This is a genomic window from Sphingomonas sp., assembly GCF_035317925.1.
In the GTDB taxonomy this organism is placed as follows: Bacteria; Pseudomonadota; Alphaproteobacteria; order Sphingomonadales; family Sphingomonadaceae; genus Sphingomonas_I.
This window is the reverse complement of the sequence record NZ_DATHFV010000093.1, coordinates 1-15,464: the sequence shown is the minus strand read 5'-3', so window position 1 is coordinate 15,464 and position 15,464 is coordinate 1. Positions and strand designations below refer to the sequence as shown.

Annotated in this window: 17 protein-coding genes and 1 tRNA gene; 13 read left to right on the top strand and 5 right to left on the bottom strand. The window is 65.8% G+C overall.

The window, feature by feature from the left end:
* The 3 genes from VK533_RS07275 to VK533_RS07265 form a co-directional block, all read left to right on the top strand.
* Positions 1–929, top strand: a 929-nt coding sequence (locus VK533_RS07275) for a KUP/HAK/KT family potassium transporter (protein WP_324376200.1), incomplete at its 5' end; no start/stop codon positions are given.
* 120 nt (positions 930–1,049) lie between these two features.
* Positions 1,050–1,637, top strand: a complete 588-nt coding sequence (locus VK533_RS07270; RefSeq protein ID WP_324376199.1) for a PRC-barrel domain-containing protein — start codon at positions 1,050–1,052, stop codon at positions 1,635–1,637.
* Complete coding sequence (locus VK533_RS07265) at positions 1,627–2,139, top strand: 2'-5' RNA ligase family protein (protein ID WP_324376198.1); 513 nt, start codon at positions 1,627–1,629, stop codon at positions 2,137–2,139. Before VK533_RS07270 ends, VK533_RS07265 begins: the two co-directional genes overlap by 11 nt.
* On the opposite strand, the gene VK533_RS07260 is transcribed toward VK533_RS07265, so the two are convergent.
* Positions 2,136–2,543 carry a DUF3775 domain-containing protein gene (locus VK533_RS07260; RefSeq protein ID WP_324376197.1) on the bottom strand — a complete coding sequence of 136 codons (408 nt, stop codon included), beginning with the start codon at positions 2,541–2,543 and terminating at the stop codon, positions 2,136–2,138. The genes VK533_RS07265 and VK533_RS07260 overlap by 4 nt on opposite strands.
* A 137-nt stretch (positions 2,544–2,680) precedes the next feature.
* Here VK533_RS07260 and VK533_RS07255 point away from each other — a divergent pair.
* The 4 genes from VK533_RS07255 (at position 2,681) to VK533_RS07240 (ending at position 5,923) form a co-directional block, all read left to right on the top strand.
* Positions 2,681–2,757: transfer RNA gene (locus VK533_RS07255), tRNA-Met, on the top strand.
* A 107-nt stretch (positions 2,758–2,864) separates the two neighbouring features.
* Positions 2,865–3,281 carry a low affinity iron permease family protein gene (locus VK533_RS07250; protein ID WP_324376196.1) on the top strand — a complete coding sequence of 139 codons (417 nt, stop codon included), beginning with the start codon at positions 2,865–2,867 and terminating at the stop codon, positions 3,279–3,281.
* A 76-nt stretch (positions 3,282–3,357) separates the two neighbouring features.
* The gene (trxB, locus tag VK533_RS07245) at positions 3,358–4,341 is read left to right on the top strand and encodes a thioredoxin-disulfide reductase (RefSeq protein WP_324376195.1); all 984 of its coding nucleotides are present in this window, start codon (positions 3,358–3,360) and stop codon (positions 4,339–4,341) included.
* Between the two features lie 22 nt (positions 4,342–4,363).
* Entirely contained in the window at positions 4,364–5,923 is a 1,560-nt protein-coding gene (locus tag VK533_RS07240) for a hypothetical protein (RefSeq protein ID WP_324376194.1), read from the top strand.
* Here the strand turns inward: VK533_RS07240 and truA are convergent.
* The gene (truA, locus tag VK533_RS07235) at positions 5,901–6,644 is read right to left on the bottom strand and encodes a tRNA pseudouridine(38-40) synthase TruA (RefSeq protein ID WP_324376193.1); all 744 of its coding nucleotides are present in this window, start codon (positions 6,642–6,644) and stop codon (positions 5,901–5,903) included. The genes VK533_RS07240 and truA overlap by 23 nt on opposite strands.
* Positions 6,641–7,546 (bottom strand): methionyl-tRNA formyltransferase, encoded by a 906-nt coding sequence (fmt, locus tag VK533_RS07230; RefSeq protein WP_324376192.1) that lies wholly within the window; start codon positions 7,544–7,546, stop codon positions 6,641–6,643. Before fmt ends, truA begins: the two co-directional genes overlap by 4 nt.
* Before the next feature lie 52 nt (positions 7,547–7,598).
* On the opposite strand from fmt, the gene recR reads away from it, so the two are divergent.
* From recR to VK533_RS07210, 4 genes are all read left to right on the top strand, one after another.
* Positions 7,599–8,195 carry a recombination mediator RecR gene (recR, locus tag VK533_RS07225; RefSeq protein ID WP_324376201.1) on the top strand — a complete coding sequence of 199 codons (597 nt, stop codon included), beginning with the start codon at positions 7,599–7,601 and terminating at the stop codon, positions 8,193–8,195.
* A gap of 68 nt (positions 8,196–8,263) precedes the next feature.
* A complete protein-coding gene (locus VK533_RS07220) occupies positions 8,264–8,638 on the top strand; it encodes a VOC family protein (RefSeq protein WP_324376191.1) in 375 nt (124 codons plus the stop codon).
* Between the two features lie 9 nt (positions 8,639–8,647).
* The gene (gene def / locus VK533_RS07215; RefSeq protein WP_324376190.1) at positions 8,648–9,181 is read left to right on the top strand and encodes a peptide deformylase; all 534 of its coding nucleotides are present in this window, start codon (positions 8,648–8,650) and stop codon (positions 9,179–9,181) included.
* Positions 9,182–9,290: 109 nt separating this feature from the next.
* Positions 9,291–11,129, top strand: a complete 1,839-nt coding sequence (locus VK533_RS07210; RefSeq protein ID WP_324376189.1) for a tetratricopeptide repeat protein — start codon at positions 9,291–9,293, stop codon at positions 11,127–11,129.
* A gap of 18 nt (positions 11,130–11,147) precedes the next feature.
* Here VK533_RS07210 and VK533_RS07205 read toward each other — a convergent pair whose 3' ends face one another.
* Positions 11,148–11,540, bottom strand: coding sequence for a four-helix bundle copper-binding protein (locus tag VK533_RS07205; protein ID WP_324376188.1), 393 nt, complete (start codon positions 11,538–11,540; stop codon positions 11,148–11,150).
* 56 nt (positions 11,541–11,596) lie between these two features.
* Entirely contained in the window at positions 11,597–13,264 is a 1,668-nt protein-coding gene (locus VK533_RS07200) for a formate--tetrahydrofolate ligase (RefSeq protein ID WP_324376187.1), read from the bottom strand.
* Positions 13,265–13,483: 219 nt separating this feature from the next.
* Between VK533_RS07200 and VK533_RS07195 the strand changes: the two genes are divergently transcribed.
* Both VK533_RS07195 and VK533_RS07190 read left to right on the top strand, forming a co-directional pair.
* Positions 13,484–14,824: a DNA recombination protein RmuC gene (locus VK533_RS07195; protein WP_324376186.1), complete on the top strand. Its 1,341-nt coding sequence runs from the start codon at positions 13,484–13,486 to the stop codon at positions 14,822–14,824.
* A 138-nt stretch (positions 14,825–14,962) separates the two neighbouring features.
* On the top strand, positions 14,963–15,464 hold a 502-nt coding region (locus VK533_RS07190), incomplete at its 3' end, for an amino acid permease (protein WP_324376185.1).

Below are 15,464 nucleotides of genomic sequence, written 5' to 3'. Positions count from 1 at the left end.
AGCAGGCGATCCAGCTGGGCTTCATGCCGCGCCTCAGGATCGAGCATACCAGCGCGAGCTCGGCCGGGCAGATTTATATCCCGGCGATCAACTGGGCGCTGATGATCATGGTGTGCCTGCTGGTCCTGTTCTTCCGGTCCTCGACCAACCTGGCCGCAGCCTACGGCATCGCCGTCACCGGCGCGATGCTGATCGATACCTGCCTGGTCTCGGTCGTGCTGTTCCAGCTGTGGAAATGGAACAAGATCGTCGCGGGCATCCTGCTGGCCGCGATCGGCATCGTCGATCTCGCTTATTTCAGCGCCAACCTGACCAAGGTGCCCGACGGCGGCTGGTTCCCGCTGCTGATGGGCTTCATCATCTTCATCATGCTGACGACTTGGTCGCGCGGGCGCGGGCTGATGATCGAGCGGATGCGCGAGGCGGCGATCCCGGTGCCGGTGTTCATCAAGTCGGCGGTCAATTCGGCGACGCGCGTGCCCGGCACGGCGGTGTTCATGACCTCGACCGCGGGCGGCGTGCCGCATGCGCTGCTCCACAACCTCAAGCACAACAAGGTGCTGCACGAGCGCGTGATCCTGCTGACAGTGAAGATCGAGGACGTACCCTATGTCGATCCGATCAAGCGCATCTGGTTCGAGGATCTTGAGGCCGGATTCTATCGCCTGGTCGTGCGCTACGGCTTCATGGAAGAGCCCGACGTGCCCGCCGCGCTCGCGCTCGCGACCGATTGCGGCGCGCGCTTCAAGATGATGGACACGAGCTTCTTCCTCGCCCGCCAGACGCTGATCGCCTCGTCGCGGCCGGGCATGGCGATCTGGCGCGAGAAATTGTTCGCCTGGATGCTGCGCAACGCTGAAAGCGCGATGGAATTCTTCCGCCTGCCGACCAACCGCGTGGTCGAGCTCGGCAGCCAGGTCGAGATCTAGTCGAGATCTAGGTAAGACAGCGTACCTGATCAACACGCGCGGCGCGGGGCGTCGTGCGCGGCGTCACGGATCGCGTGGCTTCCATCCGCGTTCGATCGCCGACTGATCGAGGAGAAAGACATGCTCAGCATCGCCGGCTGGATCGCGCCCGCAGCCACTATGATCGCCGCGATCATGACCGCCGCCAATCTCGGCGCGCGCGTCACCGGCTGGGGCTTTGCCGTCTTTTCGGTGGGTGCGCTCGCCTGGATCATCGTCGCGGCCGCGACCGGCCAGCAGAATCTGCTGTGGAGCAACGCCTTCCTGCTGCTGGTGGATATCGTCGGCGTCTGGCGCTGGCTGGGCCGGCGCGCGCGTTACGATATGGCGGCCGAGCAAGCCAGCGCCCGAAGCGCCGAGACCGCGGCGCCGACCCTGTTCGCGCTGGCCGGACTGGAAGGAATGCCGGTGCGCAGCGGCACGGGCGAGATCGTCGCGACCAGCGTCGATGCCATGGCGAGCTGCGACGAAGGCCGGATCGTCTATCTCGTCGTGCGCGAAGGCGGCGTGGGCGGGGTAGGGGAGCGCCTCCACGCGCTCGGTTGGGACGAAATCCAGGTGCAGGATGGCGCGATGGTCAGCCGCCTCTCTCCGGCGCTGCTGGCGCGCCGTCCTACGCTCGCGCCGGGACAATGGCCCGCAACCGCGGCGGCGGCCGGTGTCGGCTGAACCGCTGATCGTCTCGGCTTTGCTGGGCCCTGAGGACTTCGCCTGGCTGGATGGACTGCGCCGCGCGCACTATCCGCCCGCGCGCAACCGGCTGCCCGCGCATCTGACGCTGTTCCATCATTTGCCGCCGTCGCTGGCTCCGGAATTGAAGCAGCGGCTGACCGAGGCGGCGCGAAGCCCGCACCCGCGCGCCGAAGCGGCCGGGTTGCTCGATCTGGGGCAGGGGGTCGCGATCCGGATCGTGTCGCCGGACCTCGAAGCGATCCGCGCGGACCTGGCCGATGCCTTCGCGATCCTGCTGATGCCCCAGGACAAAGCGGGGTGGCGCCCGCATGTCACGATCCAGAACAAGGTGCCGCCGGCGGAGGCCCGCGCGCTTCGTGCCTCTCTGGCGGCCCGGTTCACGCCGCGTGCCGTGACGATCGAAGGGCTCGCGGCCTGGTCGTATCGCGACGGACTATGGGCTCCGCTGTCGCGTCACATGTTTCGCCGCCGGCTCTAGTCGATCTGGCCGATGCCTTCGCAATTCAGGTCGAACGCAGCGAGCCCGGCGTCGAGATAGGCGGCGAGTGTCGGGATATCGAGCAACTGATCGACCGGATCCTCGGAATCGGGATCGGCTGCCGCCTCCAGCGCATCGGCCCACTCGGTTGCGTCGTAGGTGCCGCGCCCGACCCAGGCGAGCGCCAATATCTCCTGCACCTGATCGTCGCCGAGATCATCGAGCAGAGCGACGATCTCTTCCTCGATCGCCTCATTGGCTTCGTCCTCCAGAACGGCGAACTCGTCGTCCGAGTCGGTGGGATCGTCCTCGTCGTCAATTTCGATCGACGGAACCTGCGCCTCCATCTCGCGAGCGCGGATGATCAGGCGACAGATCGTTTCCAGCGGCGTCAACAGGTCCATCTCGGCCAATCCTCCCTGATTCAACAGCGCGAACGTGGAACCAGAGGCGCGGTTCCGTCCATAGTGTGCAAAGCGCCGGTTGACCCGCTTCGGCGCGCTGCATATAGGCCGCGCCTCGCGATGGAGCACCGCATCGGGGCGGAGTAGCTCAGCTGGTTAGAGCACGGGAATCATAATCCTGGGGTCGGGGGTTCAAGTCCCTCCTCCGCTACCATCGCGATAGTCCATCAGCATCAAGATGGGCGGCAAATATGCCGCGAGTTTGGCAACCTTTTCCGCGGTTGTTCGTCCCCTAGCGCTGCATCCAGCGAAGGGACGAACTTGGACCGCTTCTTTACCGCTATCGCCAATCATATCTCGCGTTTCGTGGGCGATCCGCTGGCGTTCATCCTCGCGCTGCTGACGATTATCGTCTGGGGCGTGACCGGGCCGGTCTTCCATTATTCCGATACGTGGCAGCTGATCATCAATACCGGCACCACGATCATCACGTTCCTGATGGTGTTCCTGATCCAGAATTCGCAGAATCGCGACGCCGCGGCGATGCAGGCGAAGCTCGACGAACTGATCCGCGCAGTGAGCGAAGCGCGCGGTCAGTTCATCGGAATCGAGCATAGAACGGACAAGGAAATCCAGGAGATACGCACGCTTCTTGAGAAGGAATGCGCGGAGCTGGAGGAAAGTCCCAACAAGCCACATAGCGATACCTATCTCGACCGCCTGCTCAAGCGGCGCTGAACCCGCCTGTCTCAGGGCGGGTTGATAAAGGGCGTACTCAGCCCTTATCTGGACGGCGAGAGATTAGAGGTTTTCGATGTCCGCCGTTCATTCCACCCGCATGCTGATCCTGGGCTCCGGCCCCGCCGGGCTTTCCGCCGCAATCTATGGCGCGCGCGCCGGGCTTTCGCCGATCGTGGTGCAAGGCCTCCAGCCGGGCGGCCAGCTTACCATCACCACCGATGTCGAGAATTATCCCGGCTTCCGCGACGTCATCCAGGGCCCGTGGCTGATGGAGGAAATGCAGGCGCAGGCCGAGCATGTCGGCACGCAAATGATGTGGGACACGATCGTCGAGGTCGACCTTTCGGAGCGCCCGTTCCGGCTCAAGGGCGACGGCGGCGCGCTCTATGTGTGCGACACGCTCGTTATCGCCACCGGCGCGCAGGCCAAATGGCTGGGCGTGCCGGGCGAGGAGGAACTGGGCGGCAAGGGTGTTTCGGCCTGCGCGACCTGCGACGGCTTCTTCTATCGCGGCAAGAAGGTCGCGGTGATCGGCGGCGGCAATACCGCGGTCGAGGAAGCGCTCTACATGACCAATCACAGCCATGACGTGACTTTGGTCCACCGCCGCGACACGCTGCGCGCGGAGAAGATCCTGCAGGATCGCCTGTTCGCGCACCATGGCATCACCGCGCTCTGGAACAAGGCGGTCGAGCGCTTCGTCGGCGATGCCGAGCGCGGCCTGTATGCGATCGAGCTCAAGGACACCAAGACCGGCGAAATATCGCAGCTGGAAGTCGATGGCGGCTTCGTCGCGATCGGCCATCATCCGGCGACCGAATTGTTCGCGGGCCAACTCGATCTCGACGAGGGCTATATCCGCGTCGTCCCCGGCACCAGCCGCACCAGTATTCCGGGCGTGTTCGCCTGCGGCGACGTGATGGACAAGATCTATCGCCAGGCGGTCACCGCCGCCGGCACCGGCTGCATGGCGGCGCTGGATGCCGAGAAATTCCTGCAGGAGCAGGACTTCCCGGTCGCGGAGGATGCGAAAGTCGAGGCGGTCGCAGCCGAATAAGCCTGGCGGCGGGGGAGCCGCGATGAGCGAACGCATCTACGACTTTCTCCGGCGCGTGGTGGCGATTGAGGAAGCTTGGGCGCAGCTCGACCGGATCGAAGCAACGCGCGATGTTGCTGGAGCGGTGGCAGCGATCGGCGCGGGGCCGATCCTGGCGTTGGGCAGCGCGCAACTGCTGGGCCGCGCCGCCGATCTGCTCGCATCCTGGGGGCACGAAGCCGAAGCGCGAGATCTGCGCGCGGCCGGCCCCGATCCGCACGCCCCGACCGCGCCGCTCCAGTTGGCGCGTGCGCGGCAATTGCGCGAAATGGGCGACCTGGGCGGCGCTCGCCTGGCCTATCGGGCAACGATGGTACGGGCGCGGCCCGATGCGGCCTTGCTGTTCGAATATGCCGCGCTGGAGCAGCAAGCGGGCGATCCGGAGGCGGCAAGCGCCGTCGCCGAGGCGGCGATGCCTTTTCGTGTCTGGAACGATCCCGATCTGATCATGGCGGGCAGGGCGCTGCGGGCGACCGGGCGGCCCGATCTGGCGCTCCGGCCGTTCGTGCTGGCGTTCCGGCGGGGCTATCGCGAGCCTGCCTTTCTGAATGAACTGTTCGCGCTGCGGCAGGCGGACGAGGCCTTGCTGGGTCAGCCGTTCGTGGAAACCATTCCGGGGGGACCGACGCTGGCGGAGGCAATCGCCGCACTGGCCGCGCACGCCAGACTGGCGGAGTCGCAGGATCGTGACGCGCTGGTGGCGGCGGCACGCGCAAGGGAGGCCTCGCCAACCTGTCTCGCGACGCCGCAGCTTCGTGACGGGGTGCGCGCCGCCATCGCCGCGCGTCGCCCCCTGTCGCTGGTCCGGCTGGGCGACGGGGAAGGGCGCTTCCTGCTGAGCCGCAGGGCAGATTTGCGCGGGCCGCTCCAGCCCGATGAGGCGCAGGCGATTGGGCGGCTGATGTGGTCGATCTGGTTCGGTAGCGATATGGCCACGGCGAAATCGCGCCTCGATGAGATCATGGAGGCGTTCGAGGCTTCGGTGGCGGGCGCGGACTTGCTCGGCCTGCCGCTAGCCGAACGTCTGGCGTCGGACGATGCCAATTTCGGCTATTTGGCGGTGGTTGAGCATTTCGTCGCGAAGCTGCCGGATGCTCAGCGCCGAATCGTCGATTCAGCCTGCCATATCGAACTCGACCGCGGCGATCCGTTCCTGGCCAACCTGCTGAGCGGGCTGGATTTCCTCGGCGTGATCGGGCCGCACCCCGATCTGGCGGTGCGGCTGCAGGCGCGGCTCGGCATCGGCCAGGTCGTCTCCTACGACATACCGGGCGAGGGGCGGCTCGGCCGCCTGCGCGAAGCTGGCGACCGCGGCCGCCATTTCCCCGAAATCTACGATCGGCTGATGACCGAGCTCACCGTGCCGCATCCGGGCGCGGTGTTTCTGGTCGCGGGCGGCCTGCTGGGCAAAATCTATTGCGGACGTATCCGCGACCTGGGTGGGATCGCGCTGGATATCGGCGCGGTCGCCGATGCCTGGATGGGGTTCAATACGCGCGGCGCGCCGCTCGCCGACCTGGTCAGGCTGGATAGCGCGCGCTGACGAAATAAAGGCCGTCGGGCGGCGCGTTGAGGCCGAGCGCAGCGCGGTCCTTCGCCTCCAGCGCCGCACGCAGATCGTCCGCCGACCATTGACCCTTGCCGACCATCGACAGGCAGCCGACCATCGAGCGCACCTGATGGTGAAGGAAGGAGCGGGCCGACGCCGCGATCAGCACTTTGTCGCCCTCGCGCCGGACATCGAGCCGGTCGAGCGTCTTGATCGGGCTCTCGGCCTGGCAATGGGCCGAACGGAAGGTCGTGAAATCATGTTTGCCGACCAGGATCTGGGTGGCGTCTTGCATCGCGTCCGAATCGAGCGCGCGCGCGATCCGCCAGGCATGGCCGGCCTCCAGCGCGAGCGGCGCGCGGCGGTTGACGATGCGGTAGAGATAGTCGCGACCGATGCACGAAAAACGCGCATGCCAGTCGTCGGGGACGATCGCGCAGGCGGTGATTGAGACCGGCTGCGGCTTGAGCAAAGCGTTGAGCGCTTCCATCAGCCGGAACGGCGTGAACGCCTTTTCGATATCGACATGCGCGACCATCGCCAGCGCGTGCACGCCGGCATCGGTGCGGCCGGCGGCATGGAGGCTTGCGGTCTCGCCGGTGATCGCGTTGGCGACGTCCTCGATCGCCTGCTGGACCGAGGGGCCGTGCGCCTGGCGCTGCCAGCCCATATAGGGCCGGCCGTCATATTCCACCGTCAGGCGGAAGCGGGTCACGCGAACCTCGTGCCCGCCGGAATGGCGAAGCCGCGCAGCAGTTCGGCGGTGGTCATCACGCCGCGCCCGGCACGCTGGACGGTGCGCGGGCGGATCGCGCCAGCGGCACAAGCCAAAGTGAGTTGATCGTCGAGCACGGTGCCGGCGGGCCCCTGGAAATCCATCACATCGGCCGCAAGCACGCGCACGCGCTCGCCCGCGTGTTCGAACCAGGCGCCGGGCACGGGCGCGAAGGCGCGTACCTGGCGTTCGACCTGGATCGCGGGTTGCGCGAAATCGAGCCTGGCTTCGGCCTTGTCGATCTTGGCGGCGTAGGTGACGCCGTCTTCGGGCTGCTCTTCGGCGAGGAAGGCGCCCGGATCGGCCAACACGTCGACCATCATCCGCGCGCCCATCTTCGCGAGCTCAGCGGTCAGCTGGCCGGCATCCTTGTCGCCGATCGGCGTGCGCTCGACCGACAGCATGTCGCCCGTATCGAGTCCCGCTTCCATCGCCATGATCGTGATGCCGGTCTCCTCATCGCCGGCCAGGATCGCGCGCTGGACCGGCGCGGCGCCCCGCCAGCGCGGCAGCAGCGAGCCGTGGACGTTGAGGCAGTCCCATACCGGAATGTCGAGAATCTCCTGCGGCAGGATCAGGCCATAAGCGGCGACGATCGCGGCGTCGGGCTCCAACGCCGCAAAAGCCGCCTGAGCCTCCGCGTTCCGCAGCGATTTAGGCGATCGGACCTCGATGCCGAGCGCTTCCGCGCGCAGCTGGACGGGGGAGGGACGGTCCGCCTTGCCGCGCCCCGCGGGACGCGGCGGCTGGGTATAGACCGCGACGATATCATGCCCGGCTTCATGCAAAGCCTCGAGCGTCGGCACCGCGAAATCCGGCGTCCCCATGAAGATGATGCGCATGTCTGCGCTCAAGCGCTTGGCAAGCGGCATGGCAAGCCCATATCAGCAGTACATGGCTTCCCCCGAGATCGACGCGCTGACGCAGGCGCTGGCCCGCCTGCCGGGCCTGGGGCCGCGTTCGGCGCGGCGTGCGGTGCTGTATCTGCTCAAGAAGCGCGAGGCGGCTTTGGTGCCGCTCCAGCGCGCGCTGGAGGCGGTGAGCGCTAAACTCGCGACCTGCACGACCTGCGGTAATGTCGACACGTCCGACCCCTGCCAGATCTGCGCCGATCCCCGCCGCGACGCGCGTATGCTGTGCGTGGTGGAGGAGGTGGCGGATTTATGGGCGCTCGACCGCACCAGGCTATTCCCGGGCCGGTTCCACGTGCTGGGCGGGCGGCTGGCGGCGCTGGAAGGCGTGCGGCCTGAGGATCTGACGATCGACAGCCTCGTCGGCCGGATCGAGCGCGGCGGGATCGACGAGGTCGTGCTGGCGATGAATGCCACGCTCGAAGGCCAAACCACCGCGCATTATATCGCCGAGCGGATCGAGCGCTTCCCGGTGCGCGTCACCCAGCTTGCGCACGGACTGCCGGTGGGTGGCGAGCTCGACTATCTCGACGAAGGCACGCTGGCGCAGGCGTTGCGGGCGCGGCGGCCCGTATCCTGATCTTGCCGCGTGGCGGCCAGTCGTGAGACAAGGACCCCGGCCTTCACTGGCACGACGGGGGACCGAACATGGGCGTCAACGGAATCGGCGGCTTCTTCTTTCGGGCGCAGGACCCGGCCGCGCTCGCCAAATGGTATTCGACGCATCTTGGCGTCGGCGCCGGCGAATATGGCGTCTGGCAGCCGCAGGCGGGCCCTTCGGTTTTCGCCCCGTTCAAGGCGGACACCGACTATTTCGGCGCCGACAAGCAGTGGATGCTCAATCTGCGCGTGGACGATCTGGACGGGCTGATCGCCAGCCTGCGCGACGCCGGGATCGAGGTCATCACCAAACCCGAATGGGACATGCCGGGGCTCGGCCGCTTCGCGCGCATCCACGATCCGGAACAAAATCCGATCGAGCTTTGGGAACCCGACCTTGAAGGCAGCGCGCCCGCGGCTTAAATTGGCGAAATGACTATCCGTCCGATCATCGAGGCGCCGGACCCCCGGTTGCGCGTCAAGTCCACCCCTGTCGAGACGGTGGATGACGATCTGCGCGCTTTGATCGCCGATATGTTCGAGACGATGTACGAAGCGCCCGGCATTGGCCTTGCCGCGATCCAGATCGGCGTGCCCAAGCGCGTGCTGGTGATCGACTTGCAGGAAGAAGAGGATGCCGACGGCCAGCCGATCCGCAAGCCTCTGGTCTTCATCAATCCCGAGCTGACCGATCCTTCGGAAGACCTCAATATCTACAATGAGGGCTGCCTGTCGGTGCCCGATCAATATGCCGAGGTCGAACGTCCGGCGGCGATCCATGCGCGCTGGCTCGACGAGAAGGGCGTCCAGCATGACGAGGCGATCACCGGCCTGCTCGCGACCTGCCTCCAGCATGAGATGGATCATCTGGAGGGGATTCTCTTCATCGATCACCTCTCGCGCCTGAAGCGTGAGATGGTGCTGAAGAAGCTTGAAAAAGCGAAGCGCCAGAAAAAGGCGGCTTAAGCTCGTCGCAAGCGCTCGCGCACAATAAGCGGGATTGCGGGCTGCCCGGAATTGCGTCGGTTGACACGTATCGCGGCTGTGCCAAGAACGCGGCGCAGGGGGATATTGCGTGGCAGAAGGCTTGGTTGAAGGATTGCTGGGCGGCGAAGCCGAGGATGGCGAGACCCAGCGCCGCACCTCGAAGCTAGATCCTCTGGCGGCCGCGGCCATCCTGCAGGCATCGGCCAAGGGTACCAAGCTGCATCCGATTCTGACGTCCTACCTGGAAGAGCAGACACGGCTCACGCGGCTTGAAGCGCATCATTTCGAGGAGGAACGCGAGCTCGGGATCGGCGCGGCCAAGCGCAAGCGCCTGTCCGATCAGCTGCGGATTGCGTTTCAGTTGCTTCTCGCCCTGATCGTCACCGCGATCGGCGTCGGGCTGGTGGTGATGATCCACGACGCTTTCACGTCGCGATCGGTGGTGATCGATCCGTTCAGCGCGCCGCCGGCACTCGCCATACGCGGTCTGAGCGGCGAGGTCGTCGGCGCGGGTGTGCTCGACCGGCTGACCCAGCTCCAAGCCTCGACCCGCAGCGCGAGCAGCAAGCGCCATATCTCCAATGCATGGACCGGCGAAATCCGGCTCGAAGTACCGGAGACCGGCGTATCGATCGGTGAGATCGACCGGCTGCTGAAGGCGCGGTTTGGCCACGATATCCATATCGAGGGCGACCTGGTGCAGACGCCGGAAGGCGGGCTGGCGCTGACCGTGCGCGGCAGCGGCCTGTTGCCCAAGACGTTCGAGGGCGGCGCCACCGATCTCGACAAGCTCACCGGCCAGGCCGCCGAATATATCTACGCGCAGTCCGAGCCGGCTTTGTATCTCGTCTACCTGGCCAATATGGGTCGGAATGCCGAGATCGTCCCCCTCGCCAAGACGATCTATGCCAACGTGCCGCCAGAGGACCGGCCCTATATTCTCAACCAATGGGCCAATGCGCTGTCGTCGCTGGGCGCGCCGCTCCAGGACGGGCTCAAACTCTATCTGCGGGCGGTCACGATCAAGCCCGATTACTGGATAGCGCATAACAACATCATGAACTCCCTGTGGGGCATGGGCCGCGAGGAAGATGCCTGGCGCGCGGGCGAGACGATGAAGCGGATTGCCGGGGGCAGGCCGGGCGGGGCGCCCGAACTCTATTACCAGAATGCCGATACGCTGACCTGGAACCTGCAGCCGGCACGGGCCTCGATCACCGCGGACGCGGAGGCGCATGGCGGCGTCGGATCCACCGTCGTTGCCAGCGGTCCCCCGCTCGCCGACATCGCCGTACGTCAGCACGATTTCGCCGAAGCCGACCTGCAACTACAGACCGCGCTGGCTGACGCGGCTGACCCAACGGTGGCGGCGATGGGACATTTCATCCGTGGACGGATTGCAGCCGAGCGGGGCGATGCCGCGCTGGCGCTCAGCGAAATGGAGGCGTTCGCTACAGCCTATGCCAACCCGGAAGTGTCGAGCCAATATCCGGGCTATAATTGCTGGGTTGCGCCGGTCGAGGAGGCCGCTGGCCATCCGGACAAGGCCGACGCGGTGCTGAACGCTGCGGGGTCATTCGTCGATTGCTACCGCTTTCGTGGAGACATATTCGATCATCGCGGCGACTGGCCGGCCGCACAGCGCGCTTACGCCGCAACGGTAAAGCTCGCGCCCGATCTGCCTGCTGGTTATTATAGCTGGGGCCTGGCGTTGGCCCGCCATGGCGATCTTGCCGGCGCTGCGCGAATGCTCGCAGCTGCCAACCAGCATGGACCCAATTGGGCCGATCCGCTGAAGGCTTGGGGCGATGTTCTACTGCGCCAGGGCGACCGCGACGGCGCGCAGGCCAAATATCGCGCAGCGCTTGCCCGGGCGCCGGCCTGGCGCGAATTGCATGTGGCGGCGGCTGCGGCGGGGGTGCGCTAGCTTCGCCAACGACCGCGTCTAAGCGCTGACGGTCGCCAACGCCTTGCGGCAATCGTCGGCGCATTCGCGGCACATTTCCGCACAGCGCTTGCAGTGGTCGTGGTCGTGCTTCGCGCATTCCGCCGCGCAGATCTCGCAAATCTCGATGCAGGTGTGGAACATGGCGCGTAGCGCCTTATTGTCCTCCCCCGTCTGACGCACCGCCATCCGCGACATGGTTGTGCAGACGTCTGCGGTATCGAGGCAGATGCGGATGCACTGCCGCATGTCCATGTCCTCGCCCGAACAGGCATCCGCGCAGGCGGTGGCGATGATCGCGCAATACATGGCGTGCTTCGCGGCCTCGGCCATCGGCTCGTTGACATGGCCGTGAGCCAGGGGATGTGCGGCGATCATCTTGCGGACGGACATTAGGCGCTCTCCTGGATCGTTATTTCCCTAACCCTGCGCCCATCCGCCCGTTCCGTCTAGAACAGGCCTTCGATATTGCCGTGCGCATCGAATCCGATCGTCTCGGCGGCGGGTACGCGCGGCAGGCCGGGCATGGTCATCAACTCGCCACAGATCGCGACGACGAAGCCCGCGCCCGCCGCGAGCCGCACCTCGCGCACATGGACGATATGCCCGGTCGGGGCGCCGAGCGCGGCCGGGTCGGTCGAGAAGCTGTGTTGGGTCTTGGCCATGCACACGGGCAGGCGGCCGAACCCTTCCGCCTCCCAGCGCGCGAGCTGGGCGCGGACGTGCGGATCGGCCTCGGCGCGTTCGGCGCGGTAGATGCGGGTGGCGACCGTGTTGATCTTGTCGAACAGGGGCAGGTCGTCGTCATAGAGGGTCGCGAACTGGCTGGGGCCATCCGCTAGCGCCGCGACCTTCTCGGCCAGTTCGACCGCGCCCGCGCCGCCTTGGGCCCAGTGGCGGCACAGGACCGCCTCGGCGCCATGCGCGCGGGCGATGCGCTGTACCGCTTCGATTTCCTCCGCGCTGTCCGTCCCGAAATGGTTGATCGCAACCACCGCCGGGACGCCGAACTGGCGGACATTCTCGATATGACGAGCGAGATTGACCCCGCCGCGCTCGACCGCGGCGACGTCGGCGGTGCCGAGATCGGCCTTGGCGACCCCGCCATTCATCTTGAGCGCGCGCACCGTCGCCACGATCACGGCGGCAGCGGGTGTGAGGCCGGCCTGGCGGCATTTGATGTCGAAGAATTTCTCCGCGCCCAGATCCGCACCGAAGCCGGCTTCGGTCACGACATAGTCGGCCAGGCCCAAGGCGGCCTTGGTCGCGATCACCGAATTGCAGCCATGCGCGATATTGGCGAACGGCCCGCCATGGACGAGCGCGGGGTTGTTCTCGAGCGTCTGCACCAGGTTGGGCCGGATCGCGTCCTTGAGCAGGACTGCCATCGCGCCGTCGGCCTTCAGATCCTTGGCGGTCACCGGGCGCCGATCGCGCGCGCGGCCGACGATGATCCGGCCAAGCCGTTCGCGCAGATCGTCAGGATCGGTCGCGAGGCAGAGGATCGCCATCACCTCCGATGCGACGGTGATGTCGAACCCGCTTTCGCGCGGGAAACCGTTGGCGGGGCCGCCGAGCGACTGGGCGATGTCGCGCAGCGCGCGATCGTTCATGTCCATCACGCGCCGCCAGGTGATCCGCCGCACGTCGATATCGAGCGCATTGCCCCAATGGACATGATTGTCGATCATCGCCGCGAGCAGGTTGTGCGCGCTGGTGATGGCGTGGAAATCGCCGGTGAAGTGGAGATTGATATCCTCCATCGGCGCGACCTGTGCTCTGCCGCCGCCGGCGGCGCCGCCCTTCTGGCCGAAGCAGGGACCGAGCGAGGGTTCGCGCAGACAGAGCAGGGTGTTTCTTCCCGAAAGCGACAGCGCATCCGCAAGGCCGACCGAGGTCGTGCTCTTGCCTTCGCCTGCGGGCGTGGGGCTGATCGCGGTCACGAGGATCAGTTTGCCCCTGGACGATCCCGCATTGGCGCGAAGCCAGTCGAGCGAAAGCTTGGCCTTGAACCGCCCATATTGATCGACCGCTTCGTCCGGTATGCCGAGCCCGGTGGCGATCTCGGAAATGGGTTTGAGGGTGGCGGCGCGGGCGATTTCGAGATCAGTGGACATCGGCCCCAACTTCCACGGCGCGCGTCTCGGTTCAAGCCGCACCTGCATCGTCATTCCCGCGCAGGCGGGAATCCATAGACTCCCCGACCGAGAAAGAACCGCTGCGTCGGGGAATATGGATTCCCGCCTGCGCGGGAATGACGCGCGAGGGACCGGGTGAACGCGCTTGAGCCATGGCGTATCACACGCTAAGTTCGCATTTCGTTCTCGGGAGTGGGCATGGCTTTGACGCTGGTAATCGGGTTGGTGGCGCTGCTGGCGGGATTGGCCGTCGGCTGGTTCGCGCGTGCCGGTTCGGCCGCCAAGGCGGAGGCGCAGGCGGCGGAGGTACAGCCGCTGCGTACGCAGCTCGGCGAGGCTGTGGCTCAGCGTGACGTCGCGTTGCGGGACCTTGCGGTGGAGCGTGCGTCGACCAGCGAACGGATGCACGCGTTCGAGGCCCGTATGATCGAGTTGCGGGAGGCCAAGGATGCGCTTTCCGCTCAGTTCAGCGAGGTCGGGGCGAAGTTGCTGGGAGAGGCGCAGAAGGCATTCCTGGAGCGGGCCGACCAGCGTTTCGCGCAGGCGAACGAGAAGGGCGAGGCGCAGTTGAAGGCGCTGCTGACGCCGGTCGAGACCACGCTCAAGCGCTATGAAGAGGGTTTGGCGAAGGTCGAGAAGGAACGCGTCGGCAGCTATGAGGCCTTGAAAGAGGCTGTTAGTAGCCTCACGCAAGGCAATGATCTTGTTCGCAAAGAAACCGCGCGTTTGACCAACGTGCTGCGTTCCAGCCCCAAGCATCGCGGCCGCTGGGGCGAGGAGCAGTTGCGGACGATCCTCGAATCCGCCGGCCTCGCCGAGAATGTCGATTTCGAGATGGAGGCGGCGGTTTCGGACGGCGAGCGCCAGTTGCGCCCCGATTGCGTGATCAAGCTGCCAGGCGGGCGCTGCATCGTGATCGACGTCAAATGCCCGCTGACCGCGTTCGAGCAGGCGTTCGACGAGGAGGACGAGACGCGGCGCGGTGAATTGCTGCTGGCGCATGCCAAGGCGATGCAGTCCTATGCGACCGATCTCGGCCGCAAATCCTATTGGCGCCAGTTCGATCTCTCGCCCGATTTCGTGATCATGTTCATCCCGGGCGAGCATTTCCTGTCCGCCGCCGCCGAACGCGCACCCGATCTGATCGAGCAGAGCTTCCGCGGCGGGGTGATCATCGCCTCGACCATCAACATGCTCGCGCTCGCCAAGGTGATGGCGGGGATGTGGCGGCAGGAAGGGCTGGCCAAGCAGGCGGAAGAGGTCGGCCGGCTCGGCAAGGAGCTTTATTCGCGGCTGCAGACTATGGGCAAGCATGTCGAGCGGCTCGGCCGCAATCTCGGTCAGGCGACCACCGCCTATAACGATTTCGTCGGCAGCCTCGAAAGCCAGGTGCTGACCCAGGCCAAGCGCTTCGAAGGGCTGAGCGTCGAAACCGGCGGCAAGATAATCGATCCGCTGCCGCTGATCGACACCGCCGTCCGCCCGATGACCAAGCTTAGTGCGGTTGATCTGCCCGAACTGCCCGAGGCGGCCGAATAGCGGGACTTACGCTGCATCGAGGACGCCGCTGGTGGCGCGGGGGCTTCGAATTTGCCAAAGCCTGTTAGGCAAAGCGTTTTCGGGCGGGGCAAGAACAAAGTGGAACAATCGGCCGGGGCAAAATTGCCGATTCCCCAGGTGTTGCCGCGCTGTCTCGGCATGCTCGGCATGCTGTTCCTGACCCTATCTGCAACGACACCGGCTTCGTCGGTCTTCATTATCATACCCGGCATGCTGCAATTGGCGGGCACCGGGGCATTATGGGCATTTCTGCTCGCGGGTCTGGTCTGCGTCGGCACCGCTTATGTTTATGCCGAATTGTCCTCGGCCTTCCCGGTGTCGGGCGGCGAATATGTGATGGTGGCGCGTACGATCGGCCCGGCGTCGGGCTTTGTCGTGTTGGGCATCAACATCTTCAACAACGTCATCTTCCTTCCCGTTGTCGGGCTGGGGGTGAGCGCGGTGCTGGGCACGGTCATTCCCGGTCTGCCGCAAATACCGACGGCTATTGCCGTTGTGGTCGGATCGACCCTGTGTGCGCTGCTCAACATTCGCGTGAATGCGCTTGTGACTGGTATCTTCCTCGCCATCGAGGTGGCGGCGCTCGTCGTGTTGGTGGTGCTCGGGCTGGCAGAACCGG